14 protein-coding genes are annotated in these 20,080 nt (G+C 73.0%); all 14 read right to left on the bottom strand.

The features are described 5' to 3' along the window. Position 1: 1 nt before the first annotated feature. Positions 2-982 (bottom strand): glycosyltransferase family 2 protein, encoded by a 981-nt coding sequence (locus tag C1A17_RS14270; protein ID WP_180953322.1) that lies wholly within the window; start codon positions 980-982, stop codon positions 2-4. After that, on the bottom strand, positions 979-2,313 hold the full coding sequence (locus tag C1A17_RS11755) for a lipopolysaccharide biosynthesis protein (RefSeq protein ID WP_180953321.1): 1,335 nt from the start codon (positions 2,311-2,313) through the stop codon (positions 979-981). Before C1A17_RS11755 ends, C1A17_RS14270 begins: the two co-directional genes overlap by 4 nt. Then, on the bottom strand, positions 2,310-3,017 hold the full coding sequence (locus tag C1A17_RS11750) for a PIG-L deacetylase family protein (RefSeq protein ID WP_101653148.1): 708 nt from the start codon (positions 3,015-3,017) through the stop codon (positions 2,310-2,312). Before C1A17_RS11750 ends, C1A17_RS11755 begins: the two co-directional genes overlap by 4 nt. Further along, positions 3,014-4,177 carry an aminotransferase class I/II-fold pyridoxal phosphate-dependent enzyme gene (locus C1A17_RS11745; protein WP_101653147.1) on the bottom strand — a complete coding sequence of 388 codons (1,164 nt, stop codon included), beginning with the start codon at positions 4,175-4,177 and terminating at the stop codon, positions 3,014-3,016. The genes C1A17_RS11750 and C1A17_RS11745 overlap by 4 nt, the downstream gene beginning before the upstream one ends. After that, positions 4,177-6,231, bottom strand: coding sequence for a polysaccharide biosynthesis protein (locus C1A17_RS11740; RefSeq protein WP_101653146.1), 2,055 nt, complete (start codon positions 6,229-6,231; stop codon positions 4,177-4,179). The genes C1A17_RS11745 and C1A17_RS11740 overlap by 1 nt, the downstream gene beginning before the upstream one ends. 67 nt (positions 6,232-6,298) lie before the next feature. Continuing rightward, the gene (locus C1A17_RS11735) at positions 6,299-7,453 is read right to left on the bottom strand and encodes a Wzz/FepE/Etk N-terminal domain-containing protein (protein ID WP_101653145.1); all 1,155 of its coding nucleotides are present in this window, start codon (positions 7,451-7,453) and stop codon (positions 6,299-6,301) included. After that, on the bottom strand, positions 7,450-8,595 hold the full coding sequence (locus C1A17_RS11730) for a glycosyltransferase (protein ID WP_146000630.1): 1,146 nt from the start codon (positions 8,593-8,595) through the stop codon (positions 7,450-7,452). Before C1A17_RS11730 ends, C1A17_RS11735 begins: the two co-directional genes overlap by 4 nt. Next, the gene (locus C1A17_RS11725) at positions 8,592-9,761 is read right to left on the bottom strand and encodes a hypothetical protein (RefSeq protein WP_146000629.1); all 1,170 of its coding nucleotides are present in this window, start codon (positions 9,759-9,761) and stop codon (positions 8,592-8,594) included. Before C1A17_RS11725 ends, C1A17_RS11730 begins: the two co-directional genes overlap by 4 nt. Next, a complete protein-coding gene (locus tag C1A17_RS11720) occupies positions 9,758-10,873 on the bottom strand; it encodes a glycosyltransferase (protein WP_180953320.1) in 1,116 nt (371 codons plus the stop codon). The genes C1A17_RS11725 and C1A17_RS11720 overlap by 4 nt, the downstream gene beginning before the upstream one ends. Before the next feature lie 26 nt (positions 10,874-10,899). Next, positions 10,900-12,135 (bottom strand): sugar transferase, encoded by a 1,236-nt coding sequence (locus C1A17_RS11715; protein WP_245873730.1) that lies wholly within the window; start codon positions 12,133-12,135, stop codon positions 10,900-10,902. A gap of 374 nt (positions 12,136-12,509) precedes the next feature. Next, the gene (locus C1A17_RS11710) at positions 12,510-15,050 is read right to left on the bottom strand and encodes a LuxR C-terminal-related transcriptional regulator (RefSeq protein ID WP_101653141.1); all 2,541 of its coding nucleotides are present in this window, start codon (positions 15,048-15,050) and stop codon (positions 12,510-12,512) included. After that, positions 15,047-17,833, bottom strand: a complete 2,787-nt coding sequence (locus C1A17_RS11705; protein WP_101653140.1) for a helix-turn-helix transcriptional regulator — start codon at positions 17,831-17,833, stop codon at positions 15,047-15,049. The genes C1A17_RS11710 and C1A17_RS11705 overlap by 4 nt, the downstream gene beginning before the upstream one ends. Positions 17,834-18,132: 299 nt before the next feature. Then, on the bottom strand, positions 18,133-19,419 hold the full coding sequence (locus C1A17_RS11700) for an adenylosuccinate synthase (RefSeq protein ID WP_101653139.1): 1,287 nt from the start codon (positions 19,417-19,419) through the stop codon (positions 18,133-18,135). Between the two features lie 188 nt (positions 19,420-19,607). Then, a complete protein-coding gene (locus C1A17_RS11695; protein WP_101653138.1) occupies positions 19,608-20,072 on the bottom strand; it encodes a DUF3151 domain-containing protein in 465 nt (154 codons plus the stop codon). Positions 20,073-20,080 lie beyond the last annotated feature (8 nt).

The raw sequence follows: 20,080 nt of genomic DNA, 5'->3' as shown, positions 1-20,080 counted from the left end.
CTCATGCTCGCATCCGCTTCGAACGCGCGTACAGCCGGTGCGCAGTCCGGTGGACCCGCCCGCCGGGGACCGCCGCGGCGAGCGACAGCGCGGCCTTCCCGTCCCCGGCGCGCACGGCGGTGAGCAGCGTCCGCGGGCCCGCAGCCCGCCGGCACCACCGCGTGACGTCGCGGCGCAGCGGTGTGTCGCGGTCCTCGAGCGCCGCCTTGTTGAGCAGCTGCGAGATGACGAGGACCTTCGCCAGCTCGACGAGCTCGGCGCGCTCGTCATCCGAGCACTGCCCGACGAGCGCGGCGTCGAGCTCGCCGGGGAGCAGGGTGAGATCCCAGATCGACTCCCGGAGTGCCCCGGACACCGAACCGGGATGGATGACGTAGTCGTAGAGGCCGTCGTCGACGTAGGCGACGACCGCGTCATCGACGAGGTTCCGGCACAGGAAGACGATGTCGCTGTAGGCGTTGCCCACCGGCGCCGGAGCGGTGAGCGACGTGCGCCGCAGGAGCATGTGCTGGTTGGCGACGATCGCACCGGAGACGATGAGGCGGATCGCCGTGAGCCCGTCGCTCACCTCGCACCCGGGGCGGAAGGCGAGGCTCGAGCGGACGCCTGCGGTGTCGACGGTGGCGATCCGGCCGAACACCATGTCGGCTCCCGCGCGCTCGCCGGCGCGGACATGGGCGGCGAGGTAGTCCGGCCGGACGGTGTCGTCCTCGTCGACGAAGGTCAGCCAGGTGCCGCGGGCATGGGCGACGGCGGTGTTCGTCATCCCCCCGTAGCCGGCGTTGCGGTCGTGCCGGAGGAAGCGGATCCGGGGGTCGGCCGGGAGGAGTGCTGCGACATCGATCCCGGTGTCGGAGCCGTCGTCGATGACGAGGACCTCGAGGTCCTGGACGGTCTGGGAGAGGATGGAGCTCAGCGCGCGTTCGAGCCCGTCGACGGAGTTGTAGACGGGCACGATGACGCTGACGAGGGGATGGTTCACGGGGATGGCTCCTTGTCGGTCGGGCCCCCGCGGGGATCGACGGGGGCGGTCCGCGGGACGGGTGCGGAGTCGCGGGAGGCCCGGCGACGGTCGGCGAGGAACAGGCAGAGCTGGAGGACTTCGGTGAGCACGATGGCGCCGGCGGCGCCGGCGGCGCCCCACATCCAGCCCGCGACGGCGACGAGGAGGACGTGGACGGCGGCGGCGGTCGCGGTGATGCGGGCGACCGGAGCGAAGCGGTGGCGGGCCTGGGCGAAGAGGATGAGCACGCCCGTCCCGCCGGCGAAGCACAGCCCCGCGCCGATGAGCTGGGTGACGAGGATCGCGGGGTCGAAGCCGGGGCCGAGGTAGAGCGGGATGAACCACGGAGCGATGACGGCGAGGGTGAGTCCGCCCAGGCCGTAGGCACCGGCGATCCCGCTGCCGATGAGCCGATGCAGGCGCGCACCCTCCGGGCCGTCGTCGGCGCGGGCGAGGCGCGGCAGCATGACGTTCCGGACCCCGTGCATGACTCCGCGTCCGGCGTTGCCGAACCGTTCTGCGGCACCGAGGAATGCGACCTGCGGCGCGGTCGACACGAAACCGAGGACCACCGCATTCGCCGATCCCATGCCGAGCAGCGCCATGTTCGACACGAACAGCAGCCGGCCGTCGGCGAGCGCGGACCGGACCCCGCGCGCCGACGGTCGGCACCGGGCGAGCGTGCCCGAGCGCAGCAGCGGAGGCCACGCGAGGAGCGTGCCGATGACGAGGGGCAGGAGCTGCCATACGAGGGCGAGCGGCAGATCGGAGGAGTCGCTCACGGTGAGGACGAGCCCGCTGAGGGCGAGGACCCGGCTCGCCGCCATGGTCACCGCGAACGTCCGGACCCGGCCGAGTCCCTGGAGCAGCCAGTCGGGATAGGCGAGGCTCAGCCCGATGCAGCCGAGGCCGAGCAGGTAGAGCAGCCAGTCGGGTCGCAGCTGCGGGAGGAGCACGACGAGGATCCCGAGGCCGAGCGCCGCGCCGAGGAACAGCACGAGCTTCGCCGCGAGCGTGTCCGCGACGATCGCCCCGCGGACCCGGGGGTCCGCGGAGAGCGCGATCCGACGCATGGCGGAGATGTTGAAGCCGAAGTCGACGACGTACGTGACGACCTGGAGGACGGCCAGGGCGAACACGAGGCGCCCGAAGTCGGCCGGACCGAAGGCCCGGGAGAGCAGTGGGAGCGAGACGAGAGGATAGAGGAAGGACAGCACGTAGGCGAAGCCGACCACGAGGGCGTCATGGCTCACCGCGCGCAGCCGGGTGTCGGCGCCCGCGGGCGGGGTGTCGTGCTGTCGACCGGTCACCGTCGGGGCCACCTCCCGCGCGTCGACATCCGCACGACCTGGAACGCCTCCGCGGCGCGCATGCTCTGCTGGCTCCCGCGGAACACCGCGAGCGCCTCGAGCGCCTCGAGCGTCCGCGGTCCCGGGTGCTCCTGGAGCTGGGACCGGAAGCACGCGAAGGCGTCGAGCTTGGCGCGCAGGGTGTCGCCGATGTCGACGAACCACGTCGGCGCGAAGGTCGGCTCCGCCCCGGGGGCGTTCCAGAAGGTCTCCGAGACCGTCTCGTAGAGCGCGACGAGACCGATGTCGGTACCGGGACCCACGGGACGGGCGGCGACCATCGCGGCGTCGAACACCGCGCGGTGATCGACATGGCGGTCGGGGAACGGGGCGAGCACGACGTCGGGCCGGAGCTCGCGCGCGCAGCGCTCGACCCCGCCGTTGAGCTCGGCCACCGGCAGCCGGGCGACCTCGACGGAAGGCAGGTCGAGGAACTCGCTGTGCGCGACTCCGAGCACTCGATGCGCCTCGCGGGCCTCGGCCTCGATCTCTGCGGCGAGCCCCTCCCGATAGAGCGGCGGCAGATCGGAGCACACGGTGAGGACGACCACCGTCGCGCCGGCGGCGGACCAGGCGGCGATCGTCCCGCCGCAGCCGAGCACCTCGTCGTCTGGGTGAGGCGCGATGACGAGGACGGTGTCCGGGACGGGATCGACGGGTGTCATCGAACACCTCCTGACGGTCGGGCCGGGTCGGCGAGCAGCGTGTCGAGGCGGTCGCACACGGTGCGGCAGCCGGCGTCGCCCACCGATGCGCCGGCGGGCACGAGGAGGCCGCGGCGGTAGAGGTCCTCGGACACCGCTCCCCCGTGGACGGGGTGGGCGGCGCGGTCGGCGTACACCGGCTGGAGGTGCATGGGTGCGAACATCGGCCGGGACTCGATCCCGGCCTCGTCGAGGGCGGCCATGAGCTCGGCCGGTGCGAGGGGGCACACCGCTGGATCGAGGAGGAGCGCGGTCATCCAGCAGTTCTCCCGGTCGTCGTCGTGCGGATCGCCGAGCACCGTCACCCCCGGCCAGGCGGCAGCGCGCTCGCGGTAGAGCTTCCGGTGCCGGCGCTTCGCCGCGATGAACTCGTCGAGGCGGGCGAGCTGGGCCCGGCCGAGCGCGGCGAGGAGATTCGACAGCCGGTAGTTGTACCCGATCTCCCGGTGCTCGTAGTGCGGCACCGGTTCGCGCGCCTGCGTGGACAGGTGGCGGACGTACGCCGCGGTCTCCGCGTCGTCGGTGAGGACGGCGCCGCCGGACGAGGTGGTGACGATCTTGTTGCCGTTGAAGGACACCGCGGCGAGCTCGCCGAACGAGCCGGCCGGGCGGCCGTCCCGCTCGGAGCCGAGGGACTCGGCGGCGTCGGACACGAGCACGGCCCCGTGGGCGGCGGCGACCGCGGCGAGCGCAGCGTAGTCGCACACGTGACCGAGCAGATCGACGGCGACCACCGCGCGGAACGGATCGCCCGCCGCGTGCGCCCGGGACAGCACGGAATCGAGGAGCACGGGATCGAGCGCTCCGGACCCGTCGCAGTCGACGAACTCCGCCCGCGCCCCGCTGTGGGCGATCGCATTCGCGGAGGCGACGAAGGTCAGGGTCGCGCATGCCACCCGGTCCCCGGGGCCCACCCCGGCCGCGCGCAGCGCGAGGTGGAGGGCCGCGGTCCCCGAGGACAGCGCGACGGCGTGGGACCGGCCGGTGCGCCGGGCGAGCTCCGCCTCGAACTCCGCGAGGTCCGGTCCGGCGGGTGCGACCCAGCCGGAGTCGAGGGCGGCGAGCACCGCGTCCTTCTCCGCACCGCCGACGACGGGCTTCGACAGGAGGATCCGGTCCATCACAGCGCCGCCCGGGCCGAACCGGCAGGGCCGTCGGAGGGGTTCTCCGTGCTCCGTCGCCCGCCGGACGGATCAGTCGCCCGTCCGGGTGCTCCCTCCGCGGCCGAGACGTTCCCGGCCGACCCGTTCGCTCGGGGCAGCCGGTGCACCGTCGCATCGGGTCGCTGCGCCGTGTCGAGCACGGAGACGGTGCCGTCGATCGGACCCGTCCCGGACACGAACTCCGCGGCGCGCTCGTCGGCGGAGAAGCCGGCCGACGGACGCAGACCCTCGATGCAGCGCTCGAGCTCGTCGAGCCCCGCCTGGGCAGCGGGCAGATCGGCGGGCGCGAGCGGCTTGACCCGCATGTGCCAGATCCGCTCGTTGTCCCCGCGGACGTGGTCGTCGCCGGGGACGAAGAGGTCCTCGTGGAGCTTCTCCCCCGGACGCAGGCCGGTGTAGACGATGTCGCACATGCGACCGGACAGGAACATCATGCGCCGGGCGACGTCGACGATCCGCACCTGCTGACCCATGTCGAGGATGAGCGTATCGCCGCCCGACCCCTCGGACGCCGCCTCGAGCACGAGGCTGCACGCCTCCGGGATGGTCATGAAGTACCGGGTGACCTCCGGATGGGTGACGGTGAGCGGACCGCCGGCGGCGATCTGGTTCTGGAAGGCGAGCAGCACCGAGCCGCGCGAGCCGAGGACGTTGCCGAAGCGCACGGACACGTAGCGGCGGCCGGTCCGGCGGGCGAACTCGCCGGTCAGCCGCTCGGCGATGAGCTTGGTCCAGCCGAGCCAGCTCGTCGGCGCGGCGACCTTGTCCGTCGACACGTTGACGAAGGTGTCGACCCCGACCTCCTCGCACGCCCGCAGGACGTTGAGAGTGCCGTGGACGTTGGTCTTCCACCCCTCGGCGGGGAACGACTCGAGCATCGGCAGGTGCTTGAGCGCCGCCGCATGGAACACGACCTCGGGCCGGTAGCGCTCCATGACCGCGTCGAGCGCCTCCCGGTCCCGGATGTCGACGAGTGCGAGGTCGGGGGCGTCCATGAGGGCGCGGCCGTACAGGGTGAGGCTGAGGGAATGGAGGACGGATTCGTCGCGGTCGAGCATGACGAGCTCGGCCGGCCCCTCGCGGTGGATCCGCCGGCACAGCTCGGAGCCGATCGACCCTCCGGCACCGGTGACGAGGACCCGTCGGCCCCGGACGAGCGCGGATGCGCCGGCCGAGGCGACGGGCAGCTCGACGCGGTCCATGAGGTCCTCGACGTCGATGTCGCGGATCGAGGCGAGATCGACGGTGTCGGACATGAGCTCGGTGAGCGAGGGCACCGTGCGGATCCGCACGTCGGTGCCCTCGAGCTGCGCGGTGAGCTTGGTGAAGAGCGCGACCGGTGCGTTGGCGATCGCGACGAGGACCCCGTCGGCGCGGGTGGAGGCGACGACGGAGGCGAGCGCGTCGCTCGTCCCCTCGACCGGCACCCCGTGGAGGCGCAGGTTGCGCTTGGCGGTGTCGTCGTCGACGAGTGCGACGGGGATGTAGGCCGAGCGCCGGTCGGCGATCATCTGGGAGATGAGCGACTCGCCGAGGGCGCCGGCTCCGACGACGACGATCCGCCGGCCCCCGCGGGGGCGCCGGTCCCGGTGGACGACGATGCTCACCACCTGGCGGGCGAAGATGATGATGACCCCGGCGAACAGGGACACGAGCAGCATGCGGACGAGCTCGAGCCGGCCGAGGGCGAGGAGCTCGATTCCCGCGCACAGTGCGAAGACCGCGGTGACGGTCGCACCGACGCGGAGCAGCTCTGCACCCGAGGCGATCCGGTAGCGGTTGTCGTAGAGGCCGAGCACGGCGCCGATGACCAGCTGGCCCGCGAGCGACATCGCGAGGAACTCGAAGGGCAGGGCGTCCCCGGCCAGTCCGGTGATCGCGGCGGTCGCGAGCAGCCAGGCGATGACCCAGGCGACGACGTCCATGCCGCCGAGGATGACGAAGCGCGCGAGCGGCGAATTGCGCTCGATGTTCCAGCGGCGCAGGAAGCGCGGCCAGTACGGCTCTTTCACGAGTGGTCCCTTCGTGGTTCTCCGTGCGCGGTCCCGGTGGGCACGCGCACGCTGGTGCAGATGATGATCAGGAGGTGGAGCGGGCGGACCCGGACGACTGCACGGCTCCCCGCACCGGTGTCGATGCGGCCCGCATCCGCTCGCGTGCCGCGTCGACGGCGGAGGCGAGAGGTTCGGCCCCGTACACGCAGACCGCGGAATCGGCCGCCGCGAGGAGCGCGGGGGCGCTCCGCGAGCCGCCGAGGTCGTCGACGACGAGGAGGGCGAGGTCACCGGTCCGCCGGACGGACTCGAGAGCGGATCCCGCGGCATCCGCGGTGAGAGCCGCCGGCCGCTGGCCCCCGGCGGAGGCCGGGACGAGGTCGCCGACGTCGAGGACGCGCACCCCGATCCCGAGGTCGCCGGCCGCTCGGCCGAGGGTCCACGCCGCCTGCCGGGGGTCGGCACCGACGTCGGCGCCGACGACGGCGACGATCTCGCCGCGGGCGGCGGGGTCGGCGAGGCCGAGGTCGGTGAACGCCGATACAGGGTCATCGGAGATCCCGGACCGGCCGTGGTCGCGCCGCGCGCGCCGGTTCGGCACGCCGCCGAGGCTGCCGACGACGCGGGCGCCGAGCCGCTCGCCCACCGAGTCCGCGGTGTAGAGCCGGGGGCGGCGCGACCCGAGGACGAGGGCGAGGAGGACACCGAGGACCGCACCGCCGAGGGCGCCGGCGAGCACCGCGGTGAGGAGGAACGGGGCGACGGGAGCCTGCGGCAGGGTCGCCTGCTGGGCGATCTCGACCGCGGTCCCGAGGTCGGACGGGTCGTCGGCGGTGAGCCGGTCGGCCGCCGCCTCCGCGACGGCGTCGGTGAGGGCGCGGGCGGCCTCCGGATCCGCCGCGCTGCCGGTGACGGTGAGGATCGCGGACCCTTCCGGATTGGCGATCACCACGTCCTCGGCGGGATCGGCCGCGGCACCGGAGTCCGCGAGCGCTTCGGCGGCGTCCTCGCTCACCCGGGCGGACCGGGCGTACTCGAGATAGGTCGCCATCCGGTCCTCGGGCATGGCCCCGGGCACCGGCTCCTCCTCCGTCGAGGCGACCCAGAGGAGCGCCTGCGATTCGTAGGTGCGCGGGAGCAGGAAGTACGCCCCGAGTCCGATGAGGGTCCCGAGGAGCACGCACGCGATGATGTGCAGCGCGTGCGCGCGGAGGACGGTGAGAGCACGATCGACGGTCATGGTGTCCTTTCGCCGGCGGCGAGCGAGCGGTAGGCGGTCAGGGAGCGGTCAGCGAGATCGGCCGCATCGAAGGCCGCACGGGCGCGGGCGGCGGCCGCGGCGCCGAGCCGGGAGCGCAGCGCGGGGTCGGAGAGGACCTCGATGAGCGCGGCGGCCAGTGCGACCTCGCCGGTGACGAGGCGTCCGGTGACGCCGTCGTCGACGATGTCGCGCAGGCCGGTGACGTCCGAGGCGATGACGGGCACGCCGAGGGTCTGCGCCTCGAGGACCGACATCGGCATCCCCTCCCCGGCGGAGGTGAAGAGCACGGCGTCCGCGCGGGCGAGCTCGGCGACGAGTACGGCGTGCGGCATCCAGCCCGAGACCTCGATCCCGTCGCCCAGCCGTGCGCGGTCGCCGTCGCCGAGCCAGCGGAACCGGACCGGGCCGAGCGCCGCGCGCACCCGCCGCGCGACCGCGGCGAACTGCTCGGGCTGCTTCTGCCCCTGGATGCGGCCGATGTGGACGACGAGCGGCGGACCATCCTCTCCGTTCCGGTCAGCGGCGGGTGCCGGAACCTCGGCGGTCTCCCCGGGCGTGCGCCCGACGGTGCGCTGGAGGGCGGCGACGTCGACGGAGTTGCGGAGGACCGCGGTGCGGACACCGGGGATGGCCCGGCGGGCGACCTCGGCCTCGGATTCGGAGACGAGCACGAGGCGGTCCCCGGCGCGCGCCCCGATCCGTTCGAGAGCACGGTAGACGGCGCGCGGCCCGGCACCGAAGTCGGACCGGTCGAACGCGAAGCAGTGGGGGCTGTAGACGGTGCGGTCCCGGTGGCCGCGCAGCGCCGCGACCGGCCGACCGAGGAATCCCGCACGGGAGGAGTGGAGGTGGACGATGTCGAATCCCTCCCTCCCGAGGGTGCTCCACAGCCGTCCGGTGAGGCCCGCGATCGCGGTGCGCCCGCCCCGGTGCCAGCGCCGGACCTCGACGGCCGGGCCGGTGAGCTCGGCAATGCCCGCCGGGGTCGGCGAATCGGGTCGGGGCACGTAGCCGAGGACGACGCGCTCGATGTCCGGATGCGCGGCCTGCGCCCGGGCGAGCGTGGTCACGGCGGTGAGCACCCCGGCCGAGGCGGCGTCGGTGACATGGAGGATCCTCATGGCGCGGCCTCCCGGGACGCGGGCGCGTGCCACCCGGACGGCGCATCACCGGCGGCGGCGTGAGAAGGTGCCGACGCCCCGTACCCGCGCGCGGCGGCCGCGCGGGCGGCACGCAGCCGGCGGTTCGTCGCCGTGGCCGGATGGCGGGCGACGACGACGACCATGAGCGGGAGCATCGGAGCGAGATGCTTGAGGTACGAGCCGTAGTCGGGTTCGAAGATCGCCTGGACGACGAGCAGCGCCAGGAGCAGCGCGGCGGCACGGGCCCGGAGCACCGGATCGGCGGCGTCCACCTCGCGCGGGCGCCGCCGGCAGGCACCGGTGGCGATCGCCGTGAAGGTGCACGCCCAGAGACCGAGGATGAGCAGACCGGCCGCGGTGTGGTAGACGGCTCCGCTCGTGAGCAGCCCCACGGGGACCACGAGGAGGAGGAGCACGAGGAGTGTGCCGAGCACCGCCGACACCGGCCCCTCGCCGGGCAGCGGCGCGGTGATGAGGGTGGCGACGTTGACGTCGGCCCGCTCCGCGTTGAGCCACGCGCGCTGACCGTCGAGATCGGTGCCGAGGGCGAGGACGAACACCGGCTGCGCGACGACGTACACCGCGAGCGCGAGCACCGGCAGCCACAGCGGGTTCCGCAGGCGCGGGAGGACCCACCGCCAGGCGACGTAGAGGACCGCGACGAGCACCCAGTACGGACGCATCGTCGCCGCATAGCCCAGACAGGCGAGCACGACGAAGAGGTCCCCGCCGCGCCGTCCGCCCCACACGAGCAGGCCGACGACGACGAGAGCGGTGACGAACTCCTTGCTGTACTGCGCGAGGTAGGCGACCCCGACGAGGAGCGCGGCGCCGAGCAGCAGCGCGTCGACGATCCCGATGTGGGCGAGGCGCTCGAACCCGATCGCGAGTGCGAGGGCGAGGACGAGGACCGCGACTCCGAGCAGCGCGGCGGCCTCGGGAGCGCTCCCCACGCCGATCGCGCGGTAGAACGCGGCGATCGCCTGGAACGAGGTGTTCTCCGGCGACACCTCGGGATCGTGGATCACGCGCTCGATATGGCCGTGGTCGAGGAGGAAGCGCGCGGGCAGGAAGGCCTGGGCGAACAGCGACGCGAGGAGCGCAGCGCCGGCGAGGAGGACGACGAGGAGCTGGGAACCGGTCACGCGCACGAGGACTCCCGGAGGGATCGGCGACCGTGCGCTCCGGTGGCGGACCGCGCCTCGCCGAGGTCGAGCACGGCGCTCCGGAAGTCCCGGACGAAATCGGGGACGCGGATCGCGCGGGCCCGGGCGCGGGCGGAGCCGAACGCCGCGGGATCGTCGACGAGGTCGGTGATCCGGTCCGCGGCGCGGTGGAGGTCGGCCTCGGTGACGTGCACCCGGTCCCCTGCGACGCGCCCGACGTGGATCGCGCCGTGCCCGTCGCGGGTCGTCGTCCCGACGTCGCCGACCGGGGTGACGACGGGCACGAGACCGACCGCGGACGCCTCGGTGGCCGACATCCCGAGCCCCTCGTGGTCGCTCAGCTGGACGAACAGATGACCGGTGCCCACCTGGCGGGCGAGCTCCGCCCGGTCGAGCGGACCGTGCCACGTGATGCGCTCGGCGACGCCGAGCTGTCGGGCGCGCTCGCGCAGCGGATCCCATTCCCCGTGGTCGGGGCCGACGAGATCGAGGGCGAATCCGCCCGGACGCCGCGCGTCGAGCAGCGCGAGCAGGTCGACGGTGCGGTCGAGCCGCTTCTGCCGGGCGAGCCGCCCCCAGAAGAGGAGCCGCACCGGGGACCCCAGGGGCGCCGGGTGCGGTACGTCGAGCGGCGCGGCGACCGGCCGGACGACGGCGGTGCGGCCCTGCAGCCGCGCGGGCACGAGAGCACGGCGGGCGGAATCGGAGTCAGCGAGGATCCCCGCCGCGCGCGGCAGGGCGAGACGATGCACGAGGGCGTCGAGGCGGTTGGTCCAGCGCGTGTTGTGGAGGTAGACCGCCCATGCGGTGCGCGCGGCGGGGAGGTTCGCCGCGAGTCCGACGAGCGAGGAGCGCCACAGGGAGGTGATGAGCACCTCGGGCTGGTCGGTGCGGAGTGCGCTGACGCACCGGGCGAGGGCACGGGGCGAGTCGAGCCCGCCCGCGGTGAGATCGGGATCGAAGGCCCGCGCACCGCGGGGAGCGGTGTCGGCGAGCGCCCACAGCCGGTAGTCGAGGTCGGGATCGCCCCGCAGCGCGCTCTGCAGTCGCGCGGCTGCGGTCTCCACTCCCCCGAGATCGGTGCTGTGCACGAGATGCACAGCACGGAGCCGCGCCATCAGACCGCCCCGGCTGCACGCACCACTGCGTTGAAGGTGCGGCACAGGATGACGAGGTCGAAGCCGAGCGACCAGTTGTGCGCGTAGTAGACGTCGAGCTCCTGCGCCTGCTCCCACGACAGGTCGGAGCGGCCGCTCACCTGCCACAGACCGGTCATCCCGGGCAGCACGCCCAGGCGGTGGTCGGCGGTGCCGGTGTAGAGGGCGACCTCCTCGGCCCGCTGGGGGCGCGGACCGACGAGACTCATGCTGCCGCCGAGGACGTTGAACAGCTGGGGGAGCTCATCGAGCGAGTAGCGCCGGAGGAACGCGCCGAGGCGGGTGATGCGCGGGTCGTTCGCGACCTTGAACAGCGGGGTGCCGTCGGTCTGCTGCTCGGCGAGGAGGCGGGCGAGTGCGGCGTCGGCATCAACGATCATCGAGCGGAACTTCATGATGCGGAAGGGCACGCCGTCCTTGCCGATCCGCTCCTGGAAGAAGAGCACGGGGCCGGGCATGGTGATGACGATGGCGAGCGCCACCGCGATCATCACCGGGGAGAGGACGAGGACGAGCGCGGCGGCGACGACGATGTCGAAGGCGCGCTTGGCGCCGCGCACTGCGAGCGACGGCTCCGGGGGCTCGACGACGAGAGCGGGCCGGCCGGGGTGGGAGATCACGTGCGCCCGGCCGGCGCTCAGCGCCGTCGTGCCGAGCCGGAGCGCCACGGGAACCCGCCGCCTGCGCAGCCGCCAGCTCAGCTCGGTGGCCGCCTCGGGATCGATCTCGCAGCCGATCTCGACGTGGGTGATGTCGTTGTCCTCGACGACAGGCACGACCGCGGCGGCGACCGCTCCCGGGTCCTGGCGCAGGTCCGCGCCGAGCGCGACGACGACCGTGGGCGATGCCGACTGCGCCGAGTCGCGGGGCCCGGACTCGTCGACGACGAGGGCGACGCGGGGCTTGAGGAGGATCGCGATCGCCGACCGGGCGAGCCCGATGACGAGCACGAGGAGGATGAGGCCGTTGACGAGGGAGGGGATGTCGGCGAATCCGACCGTCTCGGACAGCGGCTGCACGCCGAGGAAGGCGAAGCCGAGGGCGGCGGTGACGGTACCGGCCATGACCGGTGGCCGGAACGCCCCGCCGATCCCGCGGCGGATCTGCGTCCCGCCGAGGGTGAGGAGCAGTACGAGGAAGCCGCCGCCCCACAGCACGACCGTCGCCGGCGTGCGGCTGGTCAGGGCGATGAGCACGGTGGTGACGAGCCCGAGGCAGAGGGAGGAGATGACGACCGCCGCACGGGTGCGGGTGATCGCCGACGCCCGGCCGACCGGCGCCGTGGGGCGCCGAGAGCCGGGTCGGGGGGATGGTCGGCGGGTGCCGAGGGGGTCGTATCCGAGGTCGAAAGCAGCGATGGGGAACCTCCGGCTCGAATGTGGGGACAGGGGAGCCTTGTCCGCGCTGGGACCAATTCATCGTGCCAGATCAGTACTACGCGAACCGGACATTTGAGTCCTGGACTACTGAATCGAGTAGTTCGGGTACGAGAAGGTAACTACGCAGAACGGGTGCGTACGGGCCGTTCGGAAGCGGGAGGTGCAGCCGCTCGGCTGTGCGCGGGGGCCGCTCAGTCGCGGGAGGAGACGGAGGGGAGCTCGGTGCGCTTGCGGAGTCCGAGCTTCCGCAGCAGCCGGTAGACATGGCCCTCGACGGTCCGCACGGAGAGCTGCAGCTCCTCGGCGATCTCCGCGTTCGACAGCCCGGCGAGCACGCGGTCGCGCACCTCGTGCTCCCGGCGGCTCAGGCACGCGAGCGCCCGGTCGTCGGCCCGCACCGACACCGTGAGCGCCTGGTCGGAGAGATCGCTCGGGAGAGGCAGCGGATCCATCTCGCGGGCCACCCGACGGCATGCGATCGCGGTGAGCGGATGGGTGTTCCACAGCTCGCCGGCGAGGTCCTCGAGCTCCTGCGGGCTCCCCTCCTCGAGCGCTTCCCCGAGCCGCGCGAGGAGGACCGCGGCGGGATCGGTGGCTCCGGCGAACGCGCGCATCCGCGCCGTGTCCTCGAGCGCGCCGCAGCCGGCGGCGAGCAGGAGGATCCGGCACTCGATGTCACGGCTGCCGGAGAGCAGCGCGACGTCGGCGAGGGCGAGCAGCTCGCCGGCGTCGACCGGGGCGACCTCGGCCATCGACAGCGCGACGTCGAGCTCGACCCGGGCGAGCAGCCACTGGCGGCGCGCCCCGCTGGAAGAACAGCGTTCGAACCGGCGGGAGAATTCCTTCACCGCGTCGCGATCGTCGTCGACGGCCGCCGCATATGCCGAGGCTGCGAGGGCGGCCGCGAGCAGCTGGCACGGGTCGGACTCCTCGAGGACGGCGACGGCCGAGCGCAGCGCGGCGCGCGCGGCGCGCGGGTCGGCGGCGGCGAGCGCGCGCCGCGCACGGATGATGTCGAGCGCTCCGGATCCGTTGGCCGCCGCATCGAGGTCCCCCACCCACCGGTCCGACAGCGCGGCGTCGAGCTCGGTGTAGCGGCCCAGCCGCCCGAGTGTCTCAGCCCGGAGCGTCCAGACGAACCCCGGAACCCGGAAGCACTCCCAGCCGCCGACGTCGATGCGGTCGAAGAGGGCGGCCGCCTGTTCGGAGTCGCAGCGGCCGACGGCGGCGACTGCGGTGATGAAGTCGAGGGCGGAGCGGAGCACGCGCGGCATCGCGGCGCGGTCTCCGGCCGCGGCCGCGTCGCCGAGGTCGGGCTTGGCCGGCACCTCGCCGAACATCGTCGCGAACGCGGTTATCACCTCAGCGGCGGGGGCGGCCCAGGGTCCGGTCCCGGCGGATCGGATCCGCTCACTCCAGCCGATGAGGTGCTCCGCGAGGACGACGGCGGACTCGCCGAGGAGGAGCTCCGCGCGGAGTGCGGTGAGTGCACCGTGGAGGAGCCGGCCGACGTCGGTGAGATCGTCGCGGAGCCGCCTGACGATGTCGACCGCTTCGAGAGGCCTCCCGCCGTCGCAGTAGAGATGCGCGAGCGCGAGAGCGAAATCGGCGTCGTTCTGCTCGAGCGATTCGACGAGCCGGGTGGCGAGCGCGAACCGCCCGCGGCGATGGGCCTGACGCGCGACCTCATGACGATGCTCGGACGACGACTCCACTCCGCTCTCGAGGCTCCAGCGGGTCCACGCCTCGGCGAACTCCGCCGCGGGGTCGGGAGTCGCGACGTGCTCGGCGAACTCCCGGAACAGTCGGGCCCGGGCACGCGGAGAGATGCCGGCGCGCAGGATCGCGGCGAGGAGCGGCTGCGTCACGTGCACCGTCGGCTCCGACCCCGCGTCGAGGGTGAGCGTCCCGGCCTCCACGAGCAGGTCGGTCGCGTCCCCCCTCCCGGTGGCGAGCAGTGCGGAGACCGGCAGGCGGCCGGCGAGCGCCACCGGCACGAGGGCGTCGCGGAGATCACCGGCAGGGACCTCGAAGCCGTCCGCGCACAGCTCGACCGCAACCACGTCGAGCGCGAGGCGGGCGCCCCGCAGGACCCATGCCCCGTCGTGCTCGATGAGGTGTCCGTTGCGCCGGGCGGCGTCGACGAGCGCGAGGAGGGAGCCCGGATTGCCGCGCGCGTGGACGGCGAGCACACCGAGGACGTGTCCGCACACCGTCCCTCCGAGGCGCTGTTCGATGAGCCCACGGATCGCGCTCTCGTCGAGCGGAGCGAGCCGGATGCGTTCGAACTCGAGGCTGTAGACGAGTTCGACGAACTGCGGGACGAGTGGGGGGAGCAGCCGGGACGAGATGAGCAGGCGGATCGCCCCGATCGAGGCGTAGTGCCCGATCGCCTGCGCCGAAGGCGGATCGAGGAAGCATGCATTGTCGACGACCACGAGCGGACGCGCCTGCCCGGCGAGGTCGAAGACCCGATCGAGCCCCGGAAACGGGTCACCGGTCGCGAGGTCCGCGGTGTCGAGGATCGCCGCGAGCGCACCGTAGGGGTGCGCGGTGAGGACGCGGTCCGCGGCGATCCAGTGCTTGGGACCGTCCTCCGCGTCGTACACGGCGGTGACGAGCGCGGTCTTGCCGGCCCCGCTCTCCGCTTCGACGAGGGCACCACCGGGAGAGGTCTCGAGCGCCGCGCGGAGCAGGTCGAACTCCGCGTCGCGGCCGGCGAGTCCCGTCATCGCCGCACCTCCGTCCCGGTGATGCCGAGGGCGGCGCCGAGCGCGCTCCGATCGGTGACGTGGAGCTTGCGATAGATCCGGCTCATGTACCACTCGACGGTCTTGGGCGACAGGTGCGCCATCCGCCCGAGCTCGGCATTGCTGGTGCCGCGGGCCGCACCGCGCGCCAGCCGGCGCTCGAGGTCGCTCAGGCCGGCGCGTCCGGCGCTCGGTGCGGAGCCGGCGAGGAGCCGCTGCCGGCTGTTCCGGAGCACTCGCCGGGATTCGCGGGCGAGATCGTGCTCGCCGGAGTCGAGCGCGCGCGCGAGGGCGACCTCGGCGATCTGCCGTGACCAGCCGACCTCGTTGAGATCGGCCGCAGACCGCGCGGCCTCGAGGAGGAGCGGGACGTCGCCGTCGCCGAAACCCGCGGCGAAGCACTGGACGAAGTAGCCGAAGAGCGCGTCGATGCCGCCGGCCACGCCGGCGAGCTCGACGGCCGCGGAATCGTCCCCGAGGACCGCGGCGTCGACGAAGCACCGCGCAGCCGGCAGCGCCGCTCCCGTGCGGAGGGCGGCGAGCCCGAGCTCACGGAGCCGCACTCGTGCATCCTCCGGATCGAGCACCGCATCCGCGAGGTGCTCGAGGCGGACCGCTTCGTGGTCGAGGAGCCACGAGACGGCCGGTCGCTCGCCGGCGGACGGGACGCGATCGGCGTCGGCCGGAAGGCCCGCACTGCGGAGCACGTACCGCAGGCCTGCGATCACCGCGCCGAGCCCGCCGAGCGGGTCGGAGACGCGCATCGTGGCGTGCATGCAGCGCAGCGCCTCGATCGCATCGGAGGTCGCACCGGCGTTGAGCGACCAGCGGGCCCGGGCGATGAGCACCGGGAGATGGGACACCGAATCGGGCCGGAGGATGTGTCCTGTCGGCTCCCAGATCCCGGCGAAGCTCAGCGCGGCGAGGGCATGGACGCGGGCGATGTAGCTCTCGGCCGGGGACACCTCCGGGTGCTCCGCGACGCGCAGCGCGCGGCCGCAGTCCCGCAGCCCCTCGTCGAGCCTCCCCAGCGTGATGAGGGCGAGCCCGCGGAGGGCGTGCGTGCGTGTCCGGATCCCCGGGGGCAGCCGGTCCGATGCGAGCACCCGGTCGGCGCGGGAGGCGGACTCGGCGAAGTGCCCGCACCGCAGCTCCCAGTTCGTGCGGGCGACCTCGATGACGGTTCTTCCCGCATCGGACACGGCGGCGTCGAGGTGGGCACTCGGCCACGCGGGCTCCGCCGTCTCGGTGACCTCGCGGGCACCGAGCTCGACGGCACGCAGCCGAGGCAGCAGGCCGAGGACGTCGTCCGGCGACCCGGCTGCGGGGTGCCCTGCGGCGCGATCGTCCGGTATCGGATCGACGGCATCCGCGTGGTCCCCGTCGGCGCGGTCCGCGTGGTCCCCGTCGGCAGTCGCGAGGAGGATCGCCTCGGCCTGGGCGGTGAGCTCGCGCGCCGTCGCGCGATCGCCGAGCTCGACCCGGGCACGCGCGTGCTCGATGAGCAGTCCGGGGTGGACGAGACCGTTCGGCGGAGGATTCGCTGCGAGATCGAGCACGGTGGTCCAGCGTCCCAGGTCGCCGGCCACCGCGGCGGCCCGGGCGAGCACCGAGGGATCGACCTCGCCGCCCACCCGCACGGCCCATTCGGCGAAACCGAGCAGAGTCTCCCCCGCGAGCTCGCCCCAGGGAAGACGTTCCGAGCACTCCTCCCACAGCACCCGGCACTGCGCCGGGGGATCGACCGCTGACACGACACGGCTCATCACCCGGTCCCGCGCGGTGAGCACCGGGTCGAAGGACTGGTCGGCGGTGAGCAGCCCGGATTCGACGAGGGCATCGATGTCGCTGCACGGGACGAGGCGCTCGAGGAGCGAGGTGGGGACGGCATGAGCGAGGCAGACGATCCGCAGGACGCGGTGGAGGTCCGGAGCGACGCGGGCGAGCCGCTGCTCGACGTGATCGCGGCCGAGGGTCGAGAGGTCGGTGCGGTCGGTGAAGGTGAACACTCCGTGGTCGATGGCGATCGACCGCCGGGCACGGTGCCCGTGGAGCGCAGCGAGGACGAGCCGGGGGTTGCCTTCCGTGCACTCGTGGACCTCTTCGACGGAGCCGCACGCCACCGCACCGCCGAGCCGCTGTTCGAGCAGCTCCCTGGTCTGGTCGGGGGTGAGCCCCGTGACGGCGATGCGGTGGAGCCGGCCGGCGGCGCACAGACGGGTGACGAGATCGATCGGCGGGGCGGCGGTCTCGGAAGCGATGACGAGACGGATGTGCCCGTGGATCACGAGCTGGGTGAGCGCGGAGAGCGAGTGCGCATCGACGAGGTGAGCATTGTCGACCGCGACGACCGGGCGGAGTCGGCGCGCACCGCCGGGAGCGCGCAGCCGGTCACGCAGGGCGACGATGACGGCTGCGGCATCACCCGCGAGCGCCATCTCGCAGGCGCCGGCGAGCAGGAGGCGGAGGACCCCGTAGGGACGATCGGACTGCATCGAGCTGCCGGCCACCCGGACGATCTCGACGGCGGGTGCACCGGGCGGCTCATCATCGCCGTCGACTGCGGTCGGATCGATCTCGACCTGGTACTCCGGGTCGAGCACGGCTTCGATGAGACTCGACTTGCCCGCCCCCTCGGCCCCGGTGACGAAGACCCCGGCGAGCGAGTCGTCGGCGAGCGCGGCCCGCGCCTCGGCGACGAGTGCGTCGCGTCCGATGAGGCGGTGGGCGGCCGTGGTGCTGCAGGCGGTCCGCACCTCTGCCATGCTCGCCTCCTCCCACCGGGCCGACGTGACGGGGTGCCCGACTGTCGATGGTCATCATTCAAATGTGGCCTACATCATATGTACCGGCGGGTATCTCCGCAAATGTCCGAACTCCGCATGAAAGGGCCACCGAGCGGCGCCGGGGAGACGAAGCCGTCGAACCGGGGAGACGAAGCCGTCGAACCGGGGAGACGAAGCCGTCGAGTGGTCATGTTCGGTCGAATACTCGCGAGTATTCGACCGAACATGACCACTCGACGGTGGGGCGTCCAGGAGGGTGGGAGGGGGTGAACCGGCTCTCAGTCGAGGAGGTCGTGGCGGACGATCGACTGCTCGCGGTCCGGTCCGACGCCGATGACCGACATCCGGCAGCCGGACATCTCCTCGAGCGCGAGGACGTACTTCTGCGCGTTGACCGGCAGGTCCTCGAAGGTCCGGGCACCGGTGATGTCCTCGGTCCAGCCGTCGAAGTGCTCGAGGATCGGCTTCGCGTGGTGGAAGTCGCTCTGGCTCACCGGCATCTCGTCGTGGCGCACGCCGTCGACGTCATAGGCCACGCACACCGGGATCTGCTCGATGCCGGTGAGGACGTCGAGCTTGGTGAGCACGTAGTCGGTGAAGCCGTTGACCCGGCTGGCGTAGCGGGCGATGACCGCGTCGTACCAGCCGCAGCGCCGGGCGCGCCCGGTGTTGACGCCGAACTCGCCGCCGGTCTTCTGCAGGTGGACGCCCATGTCGTCGAACAGCTCGGTGGGGAACGGTCCGGAGCCCACGCGCGTGGTGTAGGCCTTGACGATCCCGACGACCCGGGAGATCCGGGTGGGGCCGATGCCCGAGCCGACGACCGCGCCGCCGGCTGTCGGGTTCGACGAGGTGACGAAGGGGTAGGTGCCGTGGTCGACGTCGAGCATGGTGGCCTGTCCGCCCTCCATGACGACGACCTCGCCGGCGTCGAGCGCCTTGTTGAGCAGCAGGGAGGTGTCGGTCACCATCGGCCGCAGCCGGTCGACGTACTCGAGGAAGTACTCGACGATCTCGTCGACCTCGACCGCGCGGCGGTTGTAGACCTTGAGGAGGAGCTCGTTCTTCTGCCGCAGCGCTCCCTCGACCTTCTGCCGGAGGATCGACTCGTCGAAGATGTCCTGCACCCGGATGCCCAGTCGGCCGGCCTTGTCCGAGTACGTGGGGCCGATGCCGCGGCCGGTGGTGCCGATCGCGCGCTTGCCGAGGAACCTCTCGGAGACCTTGTCGAGCACCTGGTGGTACGGGGCGACGAGGTGGGCGTTGGCGGAGATCCGCAGCTTCGAGGTGTCCGCGCCGCGGGATTCGAGCATCTCGATCTCCTCGAACAGCGCCTCGAGGTTGACGACGACGCCGTTGCCGATGACCGGCGTCACCGACGGCGAGAGGATGCCCGCCGGCAAAAGCTTGAGCTCGTACTTCTCCCCGGCGACGACGACCGTGTGCCCGGCGTTGTTGCCGCCGTTGGGCTTGACCACATAGTCGACGCGGGTGCCGAGGATGTCGGTGGTCTTGCCTTTGCCTTCATCGCCCCACTGGGCGCCGACGACCACGATTGCTGGCATGAGCTCTCATCACCTTGGAAGTTGCGGGCAGCCTGCACGCAGGCCTGACCACGACAGTCTACCGGCGGTCCGGGCCGCTCCTGCCGTCGCCCGCCGCCGTGCCCGCGCGGTCGCGCGGGAGGACCGCGCGGAGGCCGCGGGCGCACAGGTACACCCACAGCGGGCAGCCGCCTGGATTCAGCTCCGAATCAGATCGGTTCGGCGGCGATGCGGTCGATCGCCTCGGGATCGGATTCGCGGAGGAACTTCTCCACCCGCGCGGCCTCGTCCGCCTCGCCGATGGACGCCGCGGCCCGGCCGAGCGCGTAGAGCGCGCGGAGGAATCCGCGGTTGACCTCGTGCGCGTACGGGATCGGTCCCGCCCCGCGCCAGCCGGCCTGCCGCAGCGCGTCGAGGCCGCGGTGGTAGCCCACCCGGGCATAGGCGTAGGAATCGACCTTCCGCCCCTCGCTGAACGCCTCGTCGGCGAGCAGTGCCCACGCGAGCGAGCTCGCGGGCAGGTCGTGGGCGACGTCGATCGGCTCCTCGCCGGCATCCATCCGGCTCTTCGCCTCGACGTCGGGGTGGTCGTTCGGCAGGTGGGTGGGCTGGGGGCCGAGCTGTGAGGCGTCGAGGCCTCCGATGTTCACGGGGTTCCCGATGGGCTGGTTCATGGTGTCCT

This window comes from Brevibacterium ihuae (genome assembly GCF_900184225.1).
In the GTDB taxonomy this organism is placed as follows: Bacteria; Actinomycetota; Actinomycetes; order Actinomycetales; family Brevibacteriaceae; genus Brevibacterium; species Brevibacterium ihuae.
This window is presented reverse-complemented; position numbering and strand designations above follow the sequence as displayed.